This is a genomic window from Micromonospora sediminimaris, assembly GCF_016863575.1.
Classification (GTDB): domain Bacteria; phylum Actinomycetota; class Actinomycetes; order Mycobacteriales; family Micromonosporaceae; genus Micromonospora; species Micromonospora sediminimaris.
Genome location: NZ_BOPD01000013.1, coordinates 101,083 through 120,363, shown reverse-complemented (window position 1 = coordinate 120,363; position 19,281 = coordinate 101,083). Strand labels below are relative to the sequence as shown.

Here is a 19,281-nt window from a genome sequence, read left to right as displayed (position 1 = left end):
CCGGGTGGGACGGCGCTCGGCGTCGGCCCTCGCGGCTTGCGGCATGTTGGGCCTTCCGGGCGGCCGGTGACCCCGACATGCCGTAACCCGTGACCGCATGCCGTAGCCCGTGGCTGTCGCCGGGCGCGTCGTGGGGCGTGTCGGGTCTTCCGGGCTGTGGGAAGGCCCGGCATGCCGCGTTTCGCTCGGGGCGTGTCGGTGGTTGGCGTCGCCCGTCGCGGCTTGCGGCATGTTGGGGCTTCCGGGCTGCGGGTGACCCCAAGATGCCGCAACTCGTGACTGCCGTAGGCGTAACTCGTGACAGCCGCTGGGGCCGTAACTCGTGGCTGCCGCCGGGGTGGCAGGGTGAGCGCGGGGCAGGGCAGCTGGCGGTAGGGTGCGGCCGGTGGGGGAGATCGGGTTGACGTCGGGGCTGGCGGTGCCGCCGGGGCTGGCGGTGCCGCGGGAGCTGGCGGTGCCGCCGGGGCTGGCCGTGCTGCCGACGGTAGCGGCCGAGCGGGTGATCACCGCTGTGCTCGCCGACCTGCGGTCGGGCGAGCACCGGGGGGTGGTGGTCGACTCGCCGCCGGGGGCCGGCAAGTCGACTCTGGTGGTACGGGCCGCCATCGAGTTGGCCGCCAGCTGGTCGGGCGACACCGATCGGGGCGGCGGTGGGCCGGGTAGCGCCGCTCCAAGCGGTGACGCGCTGCGCCGTGGCGAGCCGCTGATGATCATTGCGCAGACGAACGAGCAGGTCGATGACCTGATCGACCGGCTCGCCAGCAAGGCGCCGCAACTGCGCCTCGGGCGGCTCTCGGCGGGTGACTACCGGGCGTCGCCCCGGGTACGGGCACATGCGCAGGTCCGGGTTGCCGCGAAGGTCGGCGACCTGGCCGCGTCGGCCGTGGTGGTCGGTACGGCTGCCAAGTGGGCAACTGTCACCGAGGGCTGCTGGCCGTGGGCGATCGTGGACGAGGCGTACCAGATGCGCTCGGACGCCCTGCTGCGCGTGGCCGGCAGGTTCGAGCGGGCCCTGTTCGTCGGTGATCCGGGGCAGCTCGATCCGTTCTCCACTGTGGAAAGTGGCCGCTGGGCGGGGTTGACCTGGGATCCGATGCAGTCGGCGGTGGCGGTGCTGCTGCGGCACAACCCGCACCTGCCGGTGCACCGGCTGCCGGTCTCCTGGCGGCTGCCCGCCTCGGCGGCACCGGTCGTGTCCCGCGCGTTCTACCCGTTCACCGGCTTCCGTTCCGGCACCGGCCCGGACGACCGGGCCCTGCACCTCACCGAGCCCGGGTCGGGAGACGCCGTCGACATGGCGGTGGAGTCGGCCGCCGCCACCGGCTGGGCGCTGTACGAGCTGCCGGCCCGGCACACCCTGCGTACCGACGGGGAAGCTGCCGCCGCGTGCGCCGCGCTCGCGTTGCGGGTGCTGCGGCGCGGGGCGGTCGCGGTCTCCGAGCAGGCGCCCGGTGGCGCGCCGGTCACCGCGGACCGGATCGCCGTCGGCGCCGCCCACCGTGACCAGGTCGCGGCCATCCGGGCGCGGCTCGGCGAGGCCGGTGCGGACGTCACCGTCGACACCGCCAACCGCCTCCAGGGCCGGGAGTACGACGTGACGATCGTGTTGCACCCGCTCTCCGGCCGACGCGACGCGACCGCCTTCCACCTGGAATCGGGGCGGCTCTGCGTGCTCACCTCCCGGCACCGGCACGCCTGCCTGGTGGTGGCCCGCGCCGGAATCGGCGAACTGCTGGACGCCCACCCCTCGACCGAGGCGCCGCAACTGGATGTGCCGGTCCGGTTCCCCGACGGATGGGAGGCCAACCAGGCCATCCTCGCCCACCTCGCCGCGATGCCCCAGCCGCCGGATTGACAAGCGGCGACGGCATGCAGGATGAACGGATTCACGCCGTCGTCGATCACCGGGATTCGTGTCGGTGTCCCGATACAACGGCAATTCAGATGATCTGTCGCCGTCTATAGCGTGGGATGCCTAGGCCGTCGGAGAAAGGCGGACCATGTCATCCCCATCTGTTTCGTTGTCCCGGCGCGGGCTGCTCGCCGGCACCGCGGTCGCCTCGGCCGCAGCCGTCACCGCAACCGTCGTCACCTCACCCGCCGCGGCGGCCGTCCCGGTCAACGCGGCAGCATCGGCGGTCATCCGCGACGGGATCGCCACCGCACGACTGGCCGCACCGGCGGCCCTGCAACCGGACCTGCACGAGCGGCTGGGCGCCTGGCTGGCGTTCTGGTCGGCGAACTCACCGCGTCGCTGGAGCGTCCCCGTCGAGGTGGTCGGCGTGGCCGATGCCGCCGGGGCGACGTTCACCCTGCGTGCCGTCCGGGTGGTGGTGGAGGATCGGCCACTCGACGCGTTCCTCGCCGGCCGAGCCGACCGCGCGCACCTGGGCACCCTGGCCAGCCTGCACCACCACTTCGGCCAGGTGACCGTCGCCGCCGACGGTGGGCTGCGCGTGGTCGACGCTGCGGCCGGGTTCACCGGCTCACCCGAGCAGGTCGCCTTCGCGGTCGCGGCGTGCCGCGAGCTGTGGGGCGTGCGTACCGCCGGTGCCGCCACCTGGCGTCACCAGGTGGGCCGTCTCGACGCCGCCTCCCGTTCCGGCTGGGCGGCCTTCACCCCGGGCGGCACTGCGGCGCGGGCTACGTACCGACACCTACTGAACGAACCGGAGGAAACACCATGGCACGCCACGAGTTCCGCTTCGTGGTCGACGGCGTCGACCTCACATCCGAGCAGCAGAGCCAGATCGCCGGTGAGATCCAGAAGGCCGGCCTGGCCGCGCTCTCGGTCGCCGGTACCAAGCTCAGCAACCCGCTCGCCCTCGGCCACGCCAACCTGCGGCTGCGGCCCGAGTGGTACGGCCTGTGGGTGATCGACGGTCCGTTCGCGCAGGACCTCGGCGAGAAGATCAACGACATCGGCTTCTGGTTGCAGAAGTGACCCGACCGCCGCAGGGACCGGCCCCGTCGGGGGAGCGGATGTGCCCGAGTACGCCCGCAGGCAACGCCACGGTCTTCCTCGGCATGATCACTCCGGCGGGCCGGGTGGCGTACGTGACCCCGGCCCTGCCGGCCGAGGTGGCCGTCGCCGCAGCGGCGGAGGCCGACGTCCCGGTGGAGGCCCGCTACCGGCTCGCCGGTCCCTGCGTCACCAGCCAGTGCGGCTTCTGGACCGGTGATCAGTGTGGGCTCGGCGAACGCCTCGTCGCGTCGTACGCGCAGACCGTCGGCGAACCGGAGGTGGAACTGCCCCGCTGCGCCATCCGGCGCACCTGCCGCTGGTTCGCCGAACAGGGTCCGGCAGCCTGCGCCGCCTGTGCTCACGTGGTCACCGACGCCCGCTGAGCCGCGACGCCCCGGGGTGTCGGTCCGGTCGGCTACCGTCGGTTGCCATGGGCGTGCAGGCGGGCGGATTCATGATCGGGCGGGATCATCCGGCCGGTCTGTTGCGGGCTGAGGTCGACCGGGCCACCGCCAGCCACGGCGGGCTGGTGCTGGTCGCCGGGGAGCCCGGCATCGGCAAGACGACCCTGGTGACCGCCGCCGCCGAGGAGGCCCGTCGACAGGGTGCACTGGTGCTCGGTGGCGCCTGCTGGGATTCGGCGAGCGCCCCCGGCTACTGGCCCTGGGCACAGGTGTTGCGCCGGCTGCGCCGGTCGCCGGAGTACTGGGCGCTGGCCCGGGAATCCGCCGAGCCGGCGCTCGCCCTGCTGCTCGGTGAGGCGAGCTCTCTCATCCCGGGCACCGCCCGCGGCGCGGCGGGTTCTCCGGTGCCGGACATCGCGCACGACGAGGCAGTTTCTTTGATGTCGGCAAGCGTCGCCGATCGGGGCGACGCGGCGGAGCAGGAGGCGTTCGCCCTGTATGACGCGGTCACCACCGCGCTGGTCGCCGTCTCGCAGCGCCGTCCGGTCATGGTGATCCTCGACGACCTGCACTGGGCCGACGCGGCGTCGATGCGGTTGCTGCGGTTCGCCGCCCAGCACACCTGGTTCGAGCGGCTGCTGCTCGTCGGCACCTACCGTGACGCCGAGGTGGAGGCCGCCGACCATCCGCTCCGGCCGCTGCTGATGTCGCTGGTGGCCAAGGCCACCACGATCAGCCTCACCGGCCTGACCCGGGACGAGGTCGGCGAGCTGATGACCCGCACCGCCGGCCGGGTGCCCGATGCGAACTGCGTCGACGACGTGCACCGACGCACCGGCGGCAACCCCTTCTTCGTGGAGCAGACCGCCCGGCTCTGGCATGCCGACGGCGGGCTTGGCATCATCCCTCCCGGCGTACGGGAGGTGGTGCGGCGGCGGCTTGACCACCTGCCCGCCATGGTGGCCGACGCGCTCACCGTCGCCGCCGTGCTCGGCCGGGAGTTTTACGGCGAGGTCCTCGCGGCAAGTGTCGGCCTGCCGCCGACCCGGGTCGGTGAGTTGCTTGAGGTCACGGTCACCGCGCGACTGCTGCTCGGCCTGGGAGACGGCAGGTACGCCTTCGTGCACGACCTGGTCCGCGAGACGCTCTACGACGCACTGACCGAAGACGACCGCAGAGCGCGGCACGCCGCCGTGGTGCGGGCCGTGGACGAGCACGACACGCTGGGCCGGTTGCTGATCCCTGCGGATGTCGCCCGCCACGCGTGGCTGGCCGGTGCGCACCTGGACGCGTTCCGCGTCACCGAGTTGCTGCTCGACGCTGCGCGGGACGCCAGATGCCGGCTGGCGCTGGAGGAGTCGACAGTTCACCTCAGGCGGGCGCTGGAGGTGGTCCGGGACGACCTCCAGCGGGTGAAGATCATGACGGCGTTGACCGATCAGCTCTTCCACTGCGGTGCCCGGGAGGAGGCTCGCCAACTGCTCAGCGACGCCACGGCGCTGGCCCTGACTGTGGACGACCAGGTGACGCTGGCCCGGTTCGCGCTCAACGTACGTCGGCACTGGCAGCTTGAGCCGGTGCCGGGCATCGACGGCGAGGCGCTGCTGCGTGAGGCGTACCGGCGGCTGATCGGCGAGCCCGACGACAGCGCCGGGCCGGCCGTCCTCGAAGCAGACCTGATCACCGCCACCGAGACGCTCGCCAGATCGACGCGGGACGACGAGGCGCTCACCTTCAGCCTGTGGGTGCGACACGACTCCACCTGGGGGTTGGGCACCGCCGCCGACCGGGCCGCCCTCACCGGCGAGATCCGCGACGTCGCGCGTCGCAGCGGCGACCGGGAAACCGAGCTGTGGTCCACCTCCCTGCGCTGGGTGGCGTTGCTGGAACTCGGAGACCCGCGCTATCTCGACGAACTCACCGCCTTCGTCACCGGTGGACGACAGACCGGCAAGCCCCGCCATCAGATGGCGGCGGCCATCGACGGCGGCATCATCGGCGCCTTCCGTGGCGACTTCGCCGGTGCGGAAACCTGCTACGCCGAGCTCGGTGCGCTGGACGACTGGGAGCACGCCGACCATGCCTTCCTCGGCCACCACCTGCGCTGGGCGTTGCAGTTGCTGCGGGGCCGGCTCGACGACGCCGACGCACTGCTCGACGGGCTCGCCGCGACCGATCATCCGCATCTCGGCCTGCTGAGGGCGATCACGGCTGCCGAGCGCGGTGACCATCGCATGGCGGCCGACCTCACCGCGGAACTCGAAGCCTCCGGCACCCGGTTCGCCGGGTCGATCTCGCCGATGTGGTTGCGGTTGCGCGCTCAGGCCACGGTCGCCGACCCGAGCCGCTGCGCCGAGATCCGTGCGGACCTGCTGCCGTACCGGGGCCAATGGCTCGTCTCCCTGTACGGCTGCGACCTCAGCGGGCCGGTCGATCACTGGCTCGCCGTGGTCGACCTCGCCGAGCAGCGTTGGGACGACGCCGTCGCCGGTTTCTCCGCCGCCCGCGCCGCCGCCGACCGGATGGGTGCCCGCCCCTGGTCGCTGATCGCCCGGGCCGCGCTCGCCGACGCCCTGGCCGCCCGTGGTGGCCCGGGTGACGCCACGAGCGCCGCCGCTCTGCGCGCCGAGACCGAGCGCGAGGCCCGCGAGCTCGACATGCCGCAGATCCTGGCCCGACTCGCCGCCGTCCCGGTCCGGCCAGCCGCCGAGGAACCCGAACGGTCCGCCGAGACGAGCCCGGCGGCCGGTTCGGCGGCGGCCGGCTTGGCGGCCGGTTCGGGGGCGGCCGGTGGAGCGGCGGCGGGCTCTGCGGTGGTTGGCGGGGCGGCGAGCTTGGTGGCGGGGCCGGCAGCGGGCGGCGGGGCGGCGAGGTCGGCGGCGGCAGAACGGGCCACGGCTGGCGCGGCGACGGTTACGGCGGCTGGCCCGGTGGCGGGAGTGGCCGCGGGCGGGTGGGGGTCGGGCGATTCGGCGGTGGGGTCGGTGCCAGCCGGGACGGCCGGCAACGGTGCGGTGGGACCGGCGTACGAGTTCCGGCGCGACGGAGCCGTCTGGCGGCTCACCTTCGACGGCGGCACGGTTCATCTACCCGACGCCAAGGGGCTGCACGACCTGCGACTGCTGCTCGGCCGCCCGGGCGTCGACGTGCCCGCGGTCGAACTGCTCGACCCGGCCGCCGGGCCGGAACTCGTCGTCGCCCGCCGGATGGGCGGCGATCAGGTGCTCGATGACGAAGCGAAGAACCGCTACCGGCGCCACCTGGCACGGCTCGACGACGAGATCGATCTGGCGGCCGGGCGTGGCGACGAGCGCAGGGTGGCGGCGCTGGACACTGAGCGGCAGGCGTTGATCGCCCAGTTGCGGGCCGCCGCCGGGCTGGCCGGTCGTACCCGTCGGCTCGGTGACGAGGCGGAACGTGCCCGCAAGACGGTCACCGCCCGCATCCGCGACACGCTGCGGCGGCTCGACCAGCGGCACCCACCCCTCGCCACCCACCTGCGGGCCACGGTCTCCACCGGCACCGCCTGCCGCTACCTCCCACCCACCCCTGTCCCCTGGCACCTCTAACCCGCCTTCCGATGGGTTGATCATGAGGTCAGTGGCGAATTCGCTCCATCAGTGCCGCTGACCTCATGATCAACGAGGTCGGTAGGGGTGGGTGGGTTAGCGGCGGTTGTAGCGGTACATGGTCAGGGTGCCGAAGACCGCGATGAAGGCGGCGCTCCAGAGGACGATCCACATCATCGCCGAGGCGTCGGTCGTGCCGGCCATGGCCGCGCGTACCGACGAGACCAGGTGCGTGATCGGGTTGGCCTTGACGAATGCCTGGAGCCAGCCGGGCATGGTGGACGGGTCGACGAACACGTTGCTCAGGAACGTCAGCGGGAACAGCACCATCATGCTGACCCCCATCACCGACTTCTCGCTGCGCAGGATCAGCCCGAAGAACGTCCACACCCAGGAGAACGCGAAGGAGAAGACCACAAGCAGGCCGATCCCGGCGAGGACGCCGAGCACGCCACCGTCGGGGCGGAAGCCGAGCACCAGCCCGACGCTGAGGATCACCAGCGCGGCGAGGACGTAGCGCAGCACGTCGCCGACGATCATGCCGACCAGCGCGGCGGGTCGCCATACCGGCAGTGTCCGGAACCGGTCGAAGACGCCCTTCTCGATGTCGGTGTTCAACCCGACCCCGGTGTACATGGTGATCATCACGACGCTTGTCACCATGACGCCCGGCAGGAAGAACTGCAGGTAGTCACGGGGACTGTCGGCGAGCGCGCCACCGAACAGGTACGTGAACATCAGCACCATGATGATCGGGAACGCGGTCACGTCGAACAGTTGCTCCGGCACGTGCTTGATCTTCAGCAGGGCGCGCCAGCTGAAGGTGAGCGACGCCGACAGCGGGCTCGGCCGGGGCGGTCGCGCGCCCGGTGCGAGGACCGTCGCGAGCGCCTCGGAGGAGGGTACGAAGACCGTCGGCGCCCGGCCGGTCGAGGTGGCGGTGTCGCTGCTCATCGGGCTGCCTCCAGTTCGTCGTCCCGCTCGTCGGTGGCCGGCACGGCGGGGTGGTCGGTCAGGGCCAGGAAGACCTCGTCCAGGCTCGGCTGGCCGAGGGAGAAGTCATCGACCACGATCCCGGCCCGGGACAACTCACTCAGTGCCCGGGCGGCCTGCGAGCTGGCGTCCAGCTCGCTGCCGTCACCGCCGACGCGGGCGGTGATGGCCACCGGGTCGGCCTCCAACTGGACCGGCACGCTCAGTGTCGCCTGCAACAGCCGTTCGGCCTCGGGGCGCTGGTCGGCGTTGCGCAGCCGCAGGTGGACCGTGCCGGAACCGACCGACGACTTCAACTCGCCCGGGGTGCCCTCCGCGATCACCCGGCCGTGGTCGACCACCGCGATCCGGCTGGCCAGTTTGTCGGCCTCGTCGAGGTACTGCGTGGTCAGCAGCACGGTCGTGCCGTGCGCGACCACCGCCCGGACGATCTCCCACACCTGGTTGCGGCTGCGGGGATCCAACCCGGTCGTCGGCTCGTCGAGAAAGAGCAGATCGGGGGTGTTGAGGATGCTCGCCGCGATGTCGATGCGTCGCCGCATGCCGCCCGAGTACTTCTTCACCTGCCGACCGGCCGCCTCGGTCAACCCGAACGCGGTGAGCAACTGCTCCGCCCGTTGCCGGGCGGCGGACTTGGGCAGGCCGAGCAGCCGGCCCAGCAGGATGAGATTCTCCGTGCCGGTCAGGTCCTCGTCCACCGAGGCGTACTGGCCGGTCAGGCTGACTCGGGCACGTACCGCGTCGGCCTCGGCGACCACGTCGTGACCGAACACCCGGGCCTGCCCGCCGTCCGGGCGCAACAGGGTGGCCAGCACACGTACCGCGGTGGTCTTGCCGGCCCCGTTCGGACCGAGCAGTCCGTACACGGCGCCGGCCGGAACCTGAAGGTCGATGCCGGCGAGCGCGCGGGTCTCGCCGAACGACCGGGTCAGACCCTCGGCCTCGATGGCGAGGCCGGTGGTGCGTCTACTCATGATTGCGAAGTTTCCTTCCATTCGTCACGCCGATGAGCCGGGCCGCCGCGACCCGGCGACCCACCACACCCCACGGGTACGACAGAATGCTCCGTTCCGTGGCCGCCCGCCAGCTACAACGACGCCGGCCGCCGGGAGTGGTCGGCTCACCCCAGAGGCGCGAGACAGCGAACGGCCGCCGCTAGATCAGATCTAGCGGCGGCCGTCTCGACGCCCACGGCACCGGTACGCGTACCACCCACCAGCAGTGCGACCCGTCGCGCTGCCGGCCCCCGTTACCAGGCGGTGTCGAGCCGGTGCCGTTGCTCGGGCGTCAGTTCCAGGTCCACGGCGGCGAGGCTCTCGTCCAGCTGCGCCACCGAGGAGACTCCCACCAGCGGGATGGTGGGGATCTCGCCGTCGATCAGCCAGGCCAGCACGACCTGGTTGACCGTCGCGCCGGTCTGCTCCGCCACCTCACGCAGCGCGGCCAGCCGCACCGGGGCGCTCGGCAGGTCGTACTCCGGCCCCAACGGCTTGTCGTCGCGGACGTAGGCGCCCCACAGCAGCGACCCGTACGACACCAGGGTCATGCCGGGCTCGGCCCGCAGGTAGCTGAGCAGCTCGCCGCCGACGGCGCCCACGTTGCCGTCGGGGTCGAGGTCGGTCGGCCCGTCCAGCCGAGCCGGCAGGTAGCTGCGGTGGTACTGGAGCACCTCGTACCCGGGCAGACCGGCCGCAGCGGCAAGTGCTCTGGCTCGCTCCACCCGCCAGGTGCGGTGGTTGCTCGCGCCGAGCAGCCCCACGGCGCCCTCGGCGACCAGCTCGGCGAAGCCCTCCACGGTCTCCCTCAGCGGCACCTTGTGGTCTTCGATGTGGGCGTAGAGCAGGTCCAGCCGGTCCATGCCGAGACGTTCCCGGCTGCGCTCGGCGGACTCCCGGATCACCTTGGCCGACAACCCTTCCGGGTTGTCCAGGTAGCTGGTGCCGGGGGCCAGCGGCCGGGCACCGAGCTTCGTGGCGATGACGATCTCGTCGCCGATGCCCCGGCTGCGCCGCCACCGACCGAGCAGTTCCTCGCTCTCGCCGCCCTGCCCGCCGGTCATCCAGAACGCGTAGTTGTCCGATGTGTCGATGAAGGTGCCGCCGGCCTCGACGAACCGGTCGAGGATCGCGTAGGCGGTGGCCTCGTCGGTCTTCGTGCCGAACAGCATCGCCCCGAGGCTGAGCACGCTGACCTCGCGCCGGGTACGCGGGTCGCTGCCGATCGTGCGGTACCGCATGGAAACTCCTCTCGTGCGCCCGAACCAGTGGACGCGGCACCAGCCTGCGTCTTCGAGCGCACTCGAGGTCAACCCCTGACGCTGGATCAGCGGCGGCGCAGCGCGGTGGAGGTGAGGCGGTAGCCGATGGTGTGCTCGACCAGCCGCTCGACCAGGTCCGCCTTGCGTAGCCCGCCGACGCCGCGCAATCCCAGCTCCGTGGCCAGGTCGCGCAGGTCGCGAAGCGGCCAGGGGGAGAGGTACGCGGTGCCGTCGGCGCGGCTGGTCATCGTCGCCAGCCGGTCGACGGCGTCGGTCACGCCCCGGCTGGTCATGCCGGCCCTTCGCTGCGCTGCGGTTGCCGGTCCGGCTGGAGATGGTCGAGGAACTCGGTGGCGAGGCGGCGCAGTTCATCGCGTACGGCGGGGACCGTGACGCGGTCGCGCAGCACCACCGGCACGCCGCGCGGGGTGTTCGTCGCGTAGAGCGTGACGTTCTCCCGCAGGGCGGTGGGGAAGACCGGCAGGCCCAGATTGCGGACCTGGTCCATGTAGCTCTGGTGGGTGGCGATGGGCTGCTGCGACAGCAACTGGACCATCGTGAAGACCACGCCGGCCACGCCGGGAGCGACCTTCTGGTGCCGGCGTACGGTCGCGAACCGGCGGGCGTCGGCGTTGTACTGCTCGACCAGCTCCCGCACGTTGCCGTGCAGGTAGTCGATGCCGAGGGTGGACAGGTAGTCGGCCCGGGCCGGGATGACCAGGTGGTCGCTGGCGATGATGGCCGACTGGGTGACCACGTTGAAGTTCGGCGGACAGTCGATCAGCACCATGTCGTACGGGTCGAGCCCGTCGGCGAGCAGCCCCTCGGCGAGCGAACCACGGACCCGGAACAGTTCGGCGTCGTACTCCTCGCCACCGGCGACGCTGCGGGCCAGGGCCAGGTCGATGTCCACAAGTTGCAGATGCGACGCGATCAGGTCGAGCCGGCCGGCGCCGGTGAGCCGGGCGTTCGCCGGGCCGGGCGAGACCACAAGTTCACCGAGGGTGACCGACGGGCTGCCCTCGCGGAGGCCGTCGTACCACCGCTTCACGGTCCGGCTGTCGCGCAGCCGCTCCCGCCAGTCGTCCGGGTCGTAGAAGCCGAAGGTCAGACTTGCCTGCGGGTCGAGGTCGATGAGCAGCACCTTCATCCCCCGGTTGGCCAGTTCGGCACCGAGGTTGGCGGTCACCGTGGTCTTGCCGACCCCACCCTTGTAGTTGATCACGGACACGACGTACATCGACGTACCTCCCCAAGACGACTGACGGTAGCGGGCCGTCCGGCGGAAAGTCGATCATCCTCGGCTTGCACGTAAATACGTAAGCTCGTACTATCGAATGATGGCGAGTGTGCAGGAGCGGTTGGCGGCGCTGGAGGCGCAGGTCGCCGGGCTGGTGGAGCGGCTCGGCGGCGCGGACCGGCCGACGCCGCCGCCGGAGGGGGTCTTCTGGGCGCTCGACGGGCTCAAGCAGCGACTGCCCGCCGACAACGCCGGCGCCGTGCTCTACACCGGCACCGTCCGCCTCGGCGGGCAGCACTACGACTGGCAGTACGGCCGCGGCGTCGAGGACCTGCTGGCCGACGACTGGGCCGACCTACCGGCCGTCCTGTCCGCCCTGGCCCACCCGGTACGCCTGCGCCTGTTGCGGGAGATCCTCGGCGGCCGGCAGGGCACCGCCGAGCTGGCCGGGATCGAGGATCTCGGCACCACCGGCCAGCTGCACCACCACCTGCGCCAGCTCACCGCCGCCGGCTGGCTGCGCAGCGCCGGCCGGGGCCGGTACGCCGTCCCCGCCGAACGGGTGGTGCCGTTGCTGGCGATCCTCACCGCCGCCGGTCGTTGACCGCACCTCCGCCACCACCCGCCCGCCGGCCGCAGCGGGCCATCACCCAGCCGGATCGAGGCGCACGGCCCAGCCCCGGCTCCGCCGGAACGGAAAGGAGCACGTCATGCACAAGACGCCCGTCATCGTTCTCGTCGCCGGGGTGGTCGCCGGCCTGGTCGGGCTCGGCGTCATGCCCCGGGAGCCCCGGCTGACCGCACAGACCACCGGCGACGCCGACCTCGCCGCCGCCACCCGGGCCGCCGTGGACGACCCCGGCGGCTACCGTGGGCTCGCCGTCGCCCTGATCGACGACGGTCAGATCCGCACCGCCGGCCTCGGCGACCGCGACCGCGACGGCAACCCGGTCGAGTCGGACACCCCGTTCGAGATCGGATCGGTGCCCAAGGTGCTCACCGGCATGCTGCTGGCCCACCAGGCCGGCGCGGGCGCGGTACGCCCCGACGACACCCTCGGCGCGACCTGGCCGGCGATCACCGGTGCCGCCCGGGAGGTGACCCTGGCCGAACTGGCCAGCCACCGCGCCGGGCTGCCCCGGATCGTGCTCAGTTCGGTCAGCGACTGGGCTCGCACGTTCTGGGCCAACTACGCGGCCGGCAACCCGTACGCCGGCCAGGACGTCGACCGGGTCCGCGCCGCGGCGAACGACCAGACACCCGGCGACGGCCGGGGCGAAGTCAGCTACTCCAACCTCGGTATGGCGGTGCTCGGCCAGGCTCTCGCGGCCGACGCCGGCCTCGGCTATCCCGAGCTGCTCGACCGGGAGCTGCTGACCCCGCTGGGCATGACCGCGACCGTTCAGGTCACCGGCTCGGAAGCGCTGCCCGCCGAGCGCGCGGAGGGCACTATCAGCAGTGGTCGCACCCCGGACCCGTGGATCGGCACCGGATACGCCCCCGCCGGCCTGGGCTACTGGTCCACGGTGGAGGATCTCGCGCGACTCGTCGCGGCCACCGCCGCCGGCACCGCGCCCGGCATCGACGCCCGCGACCCGCGCTTCGACGACACCGACCGCACCCGCATCGGATACGGCTGGCTCACCACCCGCTACGGCGACCACGAGATCACCTGGCACAACGGTGCCACCAGTGGCTTCTCCTCGTACGTCGGCTTCGACCGGGCCACCGGCCGGGGCGTGGTGGTGCTCGGCAACACCGACATGGGAGTGGAGCCCGTCGGGCTGCGGCTGCTCGGGGTACCCCGTGAGGAGGCCGGCACCGCCTCGCCGGCTCGACCGATCTGGATCGGAATCGGGATCGGGCTGCTGTTCACCTTCATCGGCGGCCTGACCCTGATCGGCACCGCGCGGCGCCCCGTGGCGGACCGGCTCACCGTCCTGTCGGGAGGCGTCTGGGCGCTGGTCTACCCGGCCCTGGGTCGCCAGCTCGGTGACTGGTCGGCTGTGCCCGGATGGATCTGGCCGCTCGGGCTGGTGGCCTCCGGCGTCGGGCTGGCCCTGGTCGTCCAGCGCTGGCGAGCCCTGCCGCTGAACGGTGCGGCCCGGCCGTGGCTGCGGGTAGCGGCGACAATCGGCTCCGTCGTCGTCGCTACGGCGCTCACCGCCGCCCTGGTGCGGTGAGCGGGTGCGGCTGCCGGCCGGGCACCGATCGGCAGCCGCACCCGGCTGTCGGCTGGGCACCGATCGGCGTAGCGACCGAACGTCGATGCGTACCGGCTGATCAGGCCCTGTGCGACGGCATCGAGATGTATCAGGATGGCGGGACGTCCGGCGCACGGGGGTAGGGGAGCCGGACATCCACAGAGGAAGGACGTGGCACATCGTGGTGCCTTTCTCCGGCAGGAAAGTGCTCGCCGCCATCGCAGCCGGCACGCTCCTGGGTACGACAGCGCTGGTAAGCCCGGCGCTGGCCAGCCCGAACAACAACTCGGCCAAGAAGCTGACAAAGGCGGTGACGGTCAAGGGGGTGCTCAAGCACCTCGACACCTTCCAAGCCATCGCCGACGCCAACGCCGACACCCGCGCCTCCGGCACCCCGGGTTACGACGCCAGCGCCGACTACGTGGCCAAGCTGTTGAAGAAGGCCGGTTACCAGGTGACCCGGCAGCAGTTCGACTTCGCGTTCTACGAGGAGTTCGGCTCGTCGTTCGCCCAGGTGGCACCGAGCCCGACCACGTACACCGACGGCGTCGACTACGAGCTGATGGACTACTCCGGCGCCGGCATGGCGGAGGCGACGGTCGTCCCGGTCGACCTCGCCCTCGACCCACCGCGCGCCTCGTCCTCCGGCTGCGAGGCCAGCGACTTCGACGCCGTCGACGTGGCCGGCAAGGTCGCGCTGATGCAGCGGGGCACCTGCGCCTTCGGCGACAAGGTGGTCAACGCCGAGGCCGCCGGTGCCGTCGGCGCGATCATCATGAACCAGGGCAACGGTACGCCGGAGGCCAACGCGGATCGCTACGACCTGTTCGCCGGCACCCTCGGCACACCCGTCGGCATCCCGGCCGTCTCCGTGTCGTACTACAGCGGTGAGCAGTTCGCCGCCACCGCCGGCCTGGCGGTACGGATCGAGGCCGACACCACCTCGGAGATCCGCAGCACCGAGAACGTCTTCGCGCAGACCCGGCACGGCCGCACCGACAACGTGGTCATGGCCGGCGCGCACCTCGACTCCGATCCGGCCGGGCCGGGTTACAACGACAACGGCACCGGCAGCGCGGCGCTGCTTGAGGTGGCGTTGCAGATGGCGAAGGTGAAGCCGAAGAACGCCGTCCGCTTCGCCTGGTGGGGCGCGGAGGAGGCAGGTCTGGTCGGTTCGCAGTACTACGTGGACAGCCTGACCGAGCAGCAGATCGCCGACATCGCCCTCTACCTCAACTTCGACATGGTCGGTTCGCCGAACTACGTGTTCGGGGTGTACGACGGCGACGACTCCGCCGAGCAGGGCTCCGGCCCGGGTCCGGAGGGCTCGGCGGAGATCGAGAAGGTGTTCGAGAAGTTCTTCGCCTCCCGCAAGCTGCCCACCGTGCCGTCCGACTTCACCGGCCGCTCGGACTACGGGGCATTCATCGCCGCCGGCGTGGACATCCCGGCCGGTGGCCTGTTCACCGGCGCTGAAGGAGTCAAGACGGAGGCCGAGGTCGCGCTCTTCGGTGGGCTGGCCGGGGTCTCCTACGACCCCTGCTACCACCAGGCCTGCGACAGCCGTACGCCGGTCGCCGACGGCGCCGACGCCGCCATCTACCAGGCGTTGAGCAAGAAGTACCGGCTCCAGGGCAACGTGAACGTCTTCGCGCTCGACGTCAACGCCGACGCCATCGCCACCGCCGTGATCACGTTCGCGTACGACACCTCGAAGGTGAACGGCGTGACGACCCCCGGCAAGGGCAAGGGGAAGCACGGCCACAAGCACGGTCACGGTCACCACTGGAGGTAGCCGGCCAACAGCCCGGCGGGCCGGACCTTTGTCTCGGGGTTCGGCCCGCCCGGGTCAGTCGGGCAGTGTGGCGCGGCGGGTAAGCCGAAACTGCTGTCGCTTGCCGTCGTCGCGGACCACCACGCCGTAGCGGGACAACTCGGCGCGCAGCTCCTTGGCCTCGCCGCCCCGGTCGTGTTCCAGCGCCTCCCGCCGGGCCCGCAGCAGCGCCTCCGCGCCCGCCGGCAAGCCGGGCAGGTCAGGCACCCAGAGCCGGTACGCCTCGCGGTGCGGATCCGCCTCCGCCCACGGCCAGCCGTGCTCCCGGAAGGCTTCGGCCAGCTGCTTGGCCGGCAGGTCACTCGACTGCCGGGCCAGCTCGGCGTCGTCGGCGTCGAGCAGCACCAGGTTCTTGCCGTCCAGGTAGACCACCCGGGTGTCCCGCCGGTTGATCTCCCGTTCGGAGCTGCCCTGACGCAGCCGCACCTCGGTGCCGGACACGGTCACCCGTACCCGCTCGGCGGTGCCGACGGCGGCGATCACCAGCCCGACCAGGATGCCGACACCCACCCCACCGGGTAGTGCGTACCGGTCGGGCAGGCCGTCGACCGCCCGGAACAGGCCCTGCGCCGGAGCCCAGGGCAGGTCGGCCACCCAACCCGCCCCGGCCACCAGCAACCCACCGAGCACGCCGCCGACCAGCGGGATCCCGCCCCAGAGCACGACCAGCTCGGTGATGCCACCGCTGACCACGGTCGGCGTCCCGTACGCCCTCACGTAACCTCCCGCCGCATGGTCCGGACCAGCCCGGCGACCAGCGGCACGACCAGCCACACCAACAGCGACACCGCGAGTCGTTGCCATTGTCCAGCGGTCACCTCGGCGGTGAACAGCGGCTCCATCGTCAGGTTGGTGTCCAGCCAACCGGCGACGCGGTGCAGCGGCCGGACCAGCTCGCCCAGGACCGACCACACGATCGGTAGCACCAGGTAGACCACGATGGCCAGCGGGCTGTGCAGCAGCAGCAGACCGAAGCCGGCCCCGATCAGCGCGGTGGCCACCTGGAACACGGCGGCGTGCAGGAGCAGCATCCGGTCGAACTGCCAGCTTCCCGCACCGCCGGTCGCCGAGGAGACAAGCGTGCCGACGGCGGCCACCGCGAGACTGGTCAGCACCGACGCCAGCGCGGCCAGCACCACCGCGACGAGCTTCGCCGCGATCACCCGTTCCCGCCGGGGCACCAGCGCGAAGGTGGTCAACGCGGTGCGTTGGGACCACTCGCTGGTGATCGACAGGATGCCCAGCACCGGCAGCAGGAAGCCCACCGGCACCAGCGACGGGGTGAAGAAGTTGGCGAAGGTCTGCTCGTCGTCCGGCGCGTACACCAGTTGGAGGGTGACGATGACGGCGCTGACCAGGCCGATGGTGATCAGCAGCCAGCGACCCGCCCGGGTGTCGACGAGTTTGCGCAGCTCCACGCCGGTCAGCCGGGCCAGCGACGGTCGGTGCTCTACCCGGCGGTGGTCCGCGGCGGCGGTCTCGGGCGCGGTGGTGACGGTGGTCATCGGACGACCTCCCCGGTCGGTTCGGCGATGGTGGTGGCGGGCACGACCGGGCCGGGTGCGGTGGCGGTCAGGGTGAGGAACAACTGCTCCAGACCGCCGCCGGCCGGACGCAGCTCGGTGAGGGCCACCCCGGCGGCCAGGGCGACCTGCCCGACGGTCTCGGTGTCGGCACCAACCAGCAGCCCGTCGGAGCCCTCACTGACCGTCAGGCCGGCCCGATGCATCGCGGCCCGCAACGCCGCGCCGTCGCGGGCCCGCACGACCGCGCCGTCGCCGGCCAGCAACTCGTCCTTGTCTCCCTGGGCCACGATCCGGCCACCCCCGATAACCACCAGCCGGTCCGCGACCGCCTCCACCTCGCGCAGCAGATGAGAGGAGAGCAGCACGGTGCCGCCCCGGTCGGCGAAGTCCCGGAGCAGGCCGCGCATCCAGAAGATGCCTTCCGGGTCCAGGCCGTTGGCCGGCTCGTCCAGGATCAGCACCCGGGGGTCACCCAGCAGCGCGTGCGCCAGGCCGAGCCGCTGACGCATACCCAGCGAGTACGCCCGCACCCGCCGTCGGGCGGCCGTCGGGCCCAGACCCACCCGGTCGAGCAGCTCGCCGACCCGGCGTCGGTCGACGCCCATCGTCGCCGCCGCCACGGCCAGTGCCTCCCGGCCGGTCCGCCCGGCGTGCTGGGCGGAGGCGTCCAGCAACACCCCGACCGTCCGGCCCGGGTTGGGCAGCTGCCGGTACGGCCTACCGTCGACGGTGGCGGTGCCGGCGGTCGGCGGGGTGAGCCCGCAGATCATGCGCATGGTGGTGGACTTGCCGGCCCCGTTGGGGCCCAGGAAACCGGTGACGGTGCCCGGTTCGCAGTGGAACGACACGTCCTCGACGGCGGTGTGCCGCCCGTACCGTTTGGTGAGCTGCTGTACGGCGATCATGCGGTGAGCCTGCCCGAGCCGGCCGGCCATCCGCAGCGGCCATCGGTCTGCCCCGCGCAGACCAAGGTCGATGCTGAGGTCTCGACTTTGGTTGCTGGTCCGGTGCCCGCCGGGCTGCCTACCATTGCGCCTGTGACCAGCGCCGTCGTACTCGATCACCCGGGTCTGCTGCCCGGGGCGCTGGACCCTGGGGTGGGCCGCCGACCGCGGCGGACCCCCCGCGACTGGCTGGTCGACAGCCTCGCGTTCCTCGTCTCCCTGGCCTGGGTGGTGCTGGCCACCTTCGACGCCGCCTCCCCGAACCCGACCTTCGCCGACCGGCTGCCTTACGACTGGATGATCGCGGCCGACGCCCTCTTCGGCCAGCTCTGCGCGGCGGCGCTCTGGCTGCGGCGTCGCTGGCCGGTGGGGGTGGCCCTGGCGACGCTGCCGTTGGCGATGTTCTCCGTCGCCTCCAGCATCGCCCTGTTGATCATCTACTTCACGGTGGTGGTGCACCGTCGGACGGCGGTCGCCCTGGCCGTCACCGGAGCCGGGCTCTTCACCAACTTCTTCTTCGCCCTGCTGCGTCCCAATGCCGGCAGCCCGTACTGGATAGACACCATCTGGGGCGTGGTGATCACCCTGCTGGTGCTGGCCTGGGGGATGTTCGTGCGGGCGCGCCGGCAACTGGTGCTGTCGTTGCGCGAGCGCGCCGAGCGGGCCGAGGCCGAGCAGCAGCTGCGGGTCACCCAGGCGCGGCAGTTGGAGCGCACCCGCATCGCCCGGGAGATGCACGACGTGCTCGCCCACCGGATCTCCCTGCTCAGCCTGCACGCCGGGGCGTTGGAGTTCCGCCCCGACGCGCCCGCACCGGAGGTGGCCCGGGCGGCCGGGGTGATCCGGGACAGCGCGCACGCCGCCCTTCAGGACCTGCGCGAGGTGATCGGCGTGCTGCGGGCCGAGACCTCGCTGCCCGACGACCCGGAACGCCCCCAACCGACTCTCGACGATCTACCCGCCCTGATCGCCGAGTCGCGGGCGGCCGGCACCCGTGTCGACCTGCGGAATCGGGTCGCCGCGCCGGACCGGCTGCCGGTGGCCGTGGGGCGCAGCGTCTACCGCATCGTGCAGGAGGGGCTCACCAACGCCCGCAAGCACGCCCACGGTGCCGCCGTCACAGTCGGCCTCAACGGAGCGCCAGGTGACGGGCTGCGCGTGGAGATCCGTAACCGCAGGCCGGTGGGTGAGTTGCCCGGGACGGCCATCCCCGGCACCGGCACCGGCCTGGTCGGCATCGCCGAGCGGGTCAGTCTCGCCGGTGGGCGGTTGGAGCACGGCTGCGACGACCAGGGTGACTTCCGGTTGGCCGCGTGGTTGCCGTGGCCGGCGACGTGACGGGCCC

General features: G+C 72.1%; 17 protein-coding genes. 8 read left to right on the top strand and 9 right to left on the bottom strand.

Annotated elements, in window-relative coordinates; all coding sequences use genetic code 11:
* Positions 1–454: 454 nt before the first annotated feature.
* Positions 455–1,855: an AAA domain-containing protein gene (locus tag Vse01_RS11825; protein ID WP_373870665.1), complete on the top strand. Its 1,401-nt coding sequence runs from the start codon at positions 455–457 to the stop codon at positions 1,853–1,855.
* Between the two features lie 388 nt (positions 1,856–2,243).
* Here Vse01_RS11825 and Vse01_RS11820 read toward each other — a convergent pair whose 3' ends face one another.
* On the bottom strand, positions 2,244–2,417 hold the full coding sequence (locus tag Vse01_RS11820; RefSeq protein ID WP_170863298.1) for a hypothetical protein: 174 nt from the start codon (positions 2,415–2,417) through the stop codon (positions 2,244–2,246).
* A gap of 266 nt (positions 2,418–2,683) precedes the next feature.
* Between Vse01_RS11820 and Vse01_RS11815 the strand changes: the two genes are divergently transcribed.
* The 3 genes from Vse01_RS11815 to Vse01_RS11805 all read left to right on the top strand — a co-directional run bounded on the left by Vse01_RS11815 (position 2,684) and on the right by Vse01_RS11805 (position 6,938).
* A complete protein-coding gene (locus Vse01_RS11815; RefSeq protein ID WP_093401959.1) occupies positions 2,684–2,944 on the top strand; it encodes a hypothetical protein in 261 nt (86 codons plus the stop codon).
* On the top strand, positions 2,941–3,348 hold the full coding sequence (locus Vse01_RS11810; RefSeq protein WP_232511045.1) for a hypothetical protein: 408 nt from the start codon (positions 2,941–2,943) through the stop codon (positions 3,346–3,348). The genes Vse01_RS11815 and Vse01_RS11810 overlap by 4 nt, the downstream gene beginning before the upstream one ends.
* 71 nt (positions 3,349–3,419) lie before the next feature.
* On the top strand, positions 3,420–6,938 hold the full coding sequence (locus Vse01_RS11805) for an ATP-binding protein (RefSeq protein ID WP_444980316.1): 3,519 nt from the start codon (positions 3,420–3,422) through the stop codon (positions 6,936–6,938).
* A 96-nt stretch (positions 6,939–7,034) separates the two neighbouring features.
* On the opposite strand, the gene Vse01_RS11800 is transcribed toward Vse01_RS11805, so the two are convergent.
* From Vse01_RS11800 to Vse01_RS11780, 5 genes are all read right to left on the bottom strand, one after another.
* Positions 7,035–7,892 carry an ABC transporter permease gene (locus tag Vse01_RS11800; protein WP_093401956.1) on the bottom strand — a complete coding sequence of 286 codons (858 nt, stop codon included), beginning with the start codon at positions 7,890–7,892 and terminating at the stop codon, positions 7,035–7,037.
* Entirely contained in the window at positions 7,889–8,905 is a 1,017-nt protein-coding gene (locus Vse01_RS11795) for an ATP-binding cassette domain-containing protein (protein ID WP_093401955.1), read from the bottom strand. Before Vse01_RS11795 ends, Vse01_RS11800 begins: the two co-directional genes overlap by 4 nt.
* A 275-nt stretch (positions 8,906–9,180) precedes the next feature.
* On the bottom strand, positions 9,181–10,167 hold the full coding sequence (locus tag Vse01_RS11790) for an aldo/keto reductase (RefSeq protein ID WP_093401954.1): 987 nt from the start codon (positions 10,165–10,167) through the stop codon (positions 9,181–9,183).
* 86 nt (positions 10,168–10,253) lie between these two features.
* Positions 10,254–10,481, bottom strand: coding sequence for a Rho termination factor N-terminal domain-containing protein (locus tag Vse01_RS11785; RefSeq protein WP_093401953.1), 228 nt, complete (start codon positions 10,479–10,481; stop codon positions 10,254–10,256).
* The gene (locus Vse01_RS11780; protein ID WP_093401952.1) at positions 10,478–11,428 is read right to left on the bottom strand and encodes a ParA family protein; all 951 of its coding nucleotides are present in this window, start codon (positions 11,426–11,428) and stop codon (positions 10,478–10,480) included. The genes Vse01_RS11785 and Vse01_RS11780 overlap by 4 nt, the downstream gene beginning before the upstream one ends.
* 100 nt (positions 11,429–11,528) lie before the next feature.
* On the opposite strand from Vse01_RS11780, the gene Vse01_RS11775 reads away from it, so the two are divergent.
* The 3 genes from Vse01_RS11775 (at position 11,529) to Vse01_RS29785 (ending at position 15,427) form a co-directional block, all read left to right on the top strand.
* Entirely contained in the window at positions 11,529–12,032 is a 504-nt protein-coding gene (locus tag Vse01_RS11775) for an ArsR/SmtB family transcription factor (RefSeq protein WP_198413118.1), read from the top strand.
* A gap of 106 nt (positions 12,033–12,138) precedes the next feature.
* Positions 12,139–13,611, top strand: a complete 1,473-nt coding sequence (locus tag Vse01_RS11770) for a serine hydrolase domain-containing protein (RefSeq protein ID WP_093401950.1) — start codon at positions 12,139–12,141, stop codon at positions 13,609–13,611.
* 202 nt (positions 13,612–13,813) lie between these two features.
* The gene (locus Vse01_RS29785; RefSeq protein WP_093401949.1) at positions 13,814–15,427 is read left to right on the top strand and encodes a M28 family peptidase; all 1,614 of its coding nucleotides are present in this window, start codon (positions 13,814–13,816) and stop codon (positions 15,425–15,427) included.
* A gap of 54 nt (positions 15,428–15,481) precedes the next feature.
* On the opposite strand, the gene Vse01_RS11760 is transcribed toward Vse01_RS29785, so the two are convergent.
* The 3 genes from Vse01_RS11760 to Vse01_RS11750 are packed head-to-tail and all read right to left on the bottom strand — an operon-like array spanning position 15,482 to position 17,897.
* The gene (locus Vse01_RS11760; RefSeq protein WP_093401948.1) at positions 15,482–16,183 is read right to left on the bottom strand and encodes a YqeB family protein; all 702 of its coding nucleotides are present in this window, start codon (positions 16,181–16,183) and stop codon (positions 15,482–15,484) included.
* Positions 16,180–16,971, bottom strand: a complete 792-nt coding sequence (locus Vse01_RS11755; RefSeq protein WP_093401947.1) for an ABC transporter permease — start codon at positions 16,969–16,971, stop codon at positions 16,180–16,182. The genes Vse01_RS11760 and Vse01_RS11755 overlap by 4 nt, the downstream gene beginning before the upstream one ends.
* Positions 16,968–17,897: an ABC transporter ATP-binding protein gene (locus tag Vse01_RS11750; RefSeq protein WP_093402060.1), complete on the bottom strand. Its 930-nt coding sequence runs from the start codon at positions 17,895–17,897 to the stop codon at positions 16,968–16,970. The genes Vse01_RS11755 and Vse01_RS11750 overlap by 4 nt, the downstream gene beginning before the upstream one ends.
* 132 nt (positions 17,898–18,029) lie before the next feature.
* On the opposite strand from Vse01_RS11750, the gene Vse01_RS11745 reads away from it, so the two are divergent.
* Positions 18,030–19,274, top strand: coding sequence for a sensor histidine kinase (locus Vse01_RS11745; protein ID WP_093401946.1), 1,245 nt, complete (start codon positions 18,030–18,032; stop codon positions 19,272–19,274).
* The last annotated feature ends 7 nt before the right edge of the window (positions 19,275–19,281 follow it).

Bases quoted from the DNA above. Each gene is read 5' to 3' on its own strand.
- Vse01_RS11805 (WP_444980316.1), top strand. From the start codon at position 3,420: ATGATCGGGCGGGATCATCCGGCCGGTCTGTTGCGGGCTGAGGTCGAC.
- Vse01_RS11780 (WP_093401952.1), bottom strand. From the start codon at position 11,428: ATGTACGTCGTGTCCGTGATCAACTACAAGGGTGGGGTCGGCAAGACC.
- Vse01_RS11770 (WP_093401950.1), top strand. From the start codon at position 12,139: ATGCACAAGACGCCCGTCATCGTTCTCGTCGCCGGGGTGGTCGCCGGC.
- Vse01_RS11755 (WP_093401947.1), bottom strand. From the start codon at position 16,971: ATGACCACCGTCACCACCGCGCCCGAGACCGCCGCCGCGGACCACCGC.
- Vse01_RS11775 (WP_198413118.1), top strand. From the start codon at position 11,529: ATGGCGAGTGTGCAGGAGCGGTTGGCGGCGCTGGAGGCGCAGGTCGCC.
- Vse01_RS11800 (WP_093401956.1), bottom strand. From the start codon at position 7,892: ATGAGCAGCGACACCGCCACCTCGACCGGCCGGGCGCCGACGGTCTTC.
- Vse01_RS11785 (WP_093401953.1), bottom strand. From the start codon at position 10,481: ATGACCAGCCGGGGCGTGACCGACGCCGTCGACCGGCTGGCGACGATG.
- Vse01_RS11815 (WP_093401959.1), top strand. From the start codon at position 2,684: ATGGCACGCCACGAGTTCCGCTTCGTGGTCGACGGCGTCGACCTCACA.
- Vse01_RS11750 (WP_093402060.1), bottom strand. From the start codon at position 17,897: ATGATCGCCGTACAGCAGCTCACCAAACGGTACGGGCGGCACACCGCC.
- Vse01_RS11795 (WP_093401955.1), bottom strand. From the start codon at position 8,905: ATGAGTAGACGCACCACCGGCCTCGCCATCGAGGCCGAGGGTCTGACC.
- Vse01_RS11790 (WP_093401954.1), bottom strand. From the start codon at position 10,167: ATGCGGTACCGCACGATCGGCAGCGACCCGCGTACCCGGCGCGAGGTC.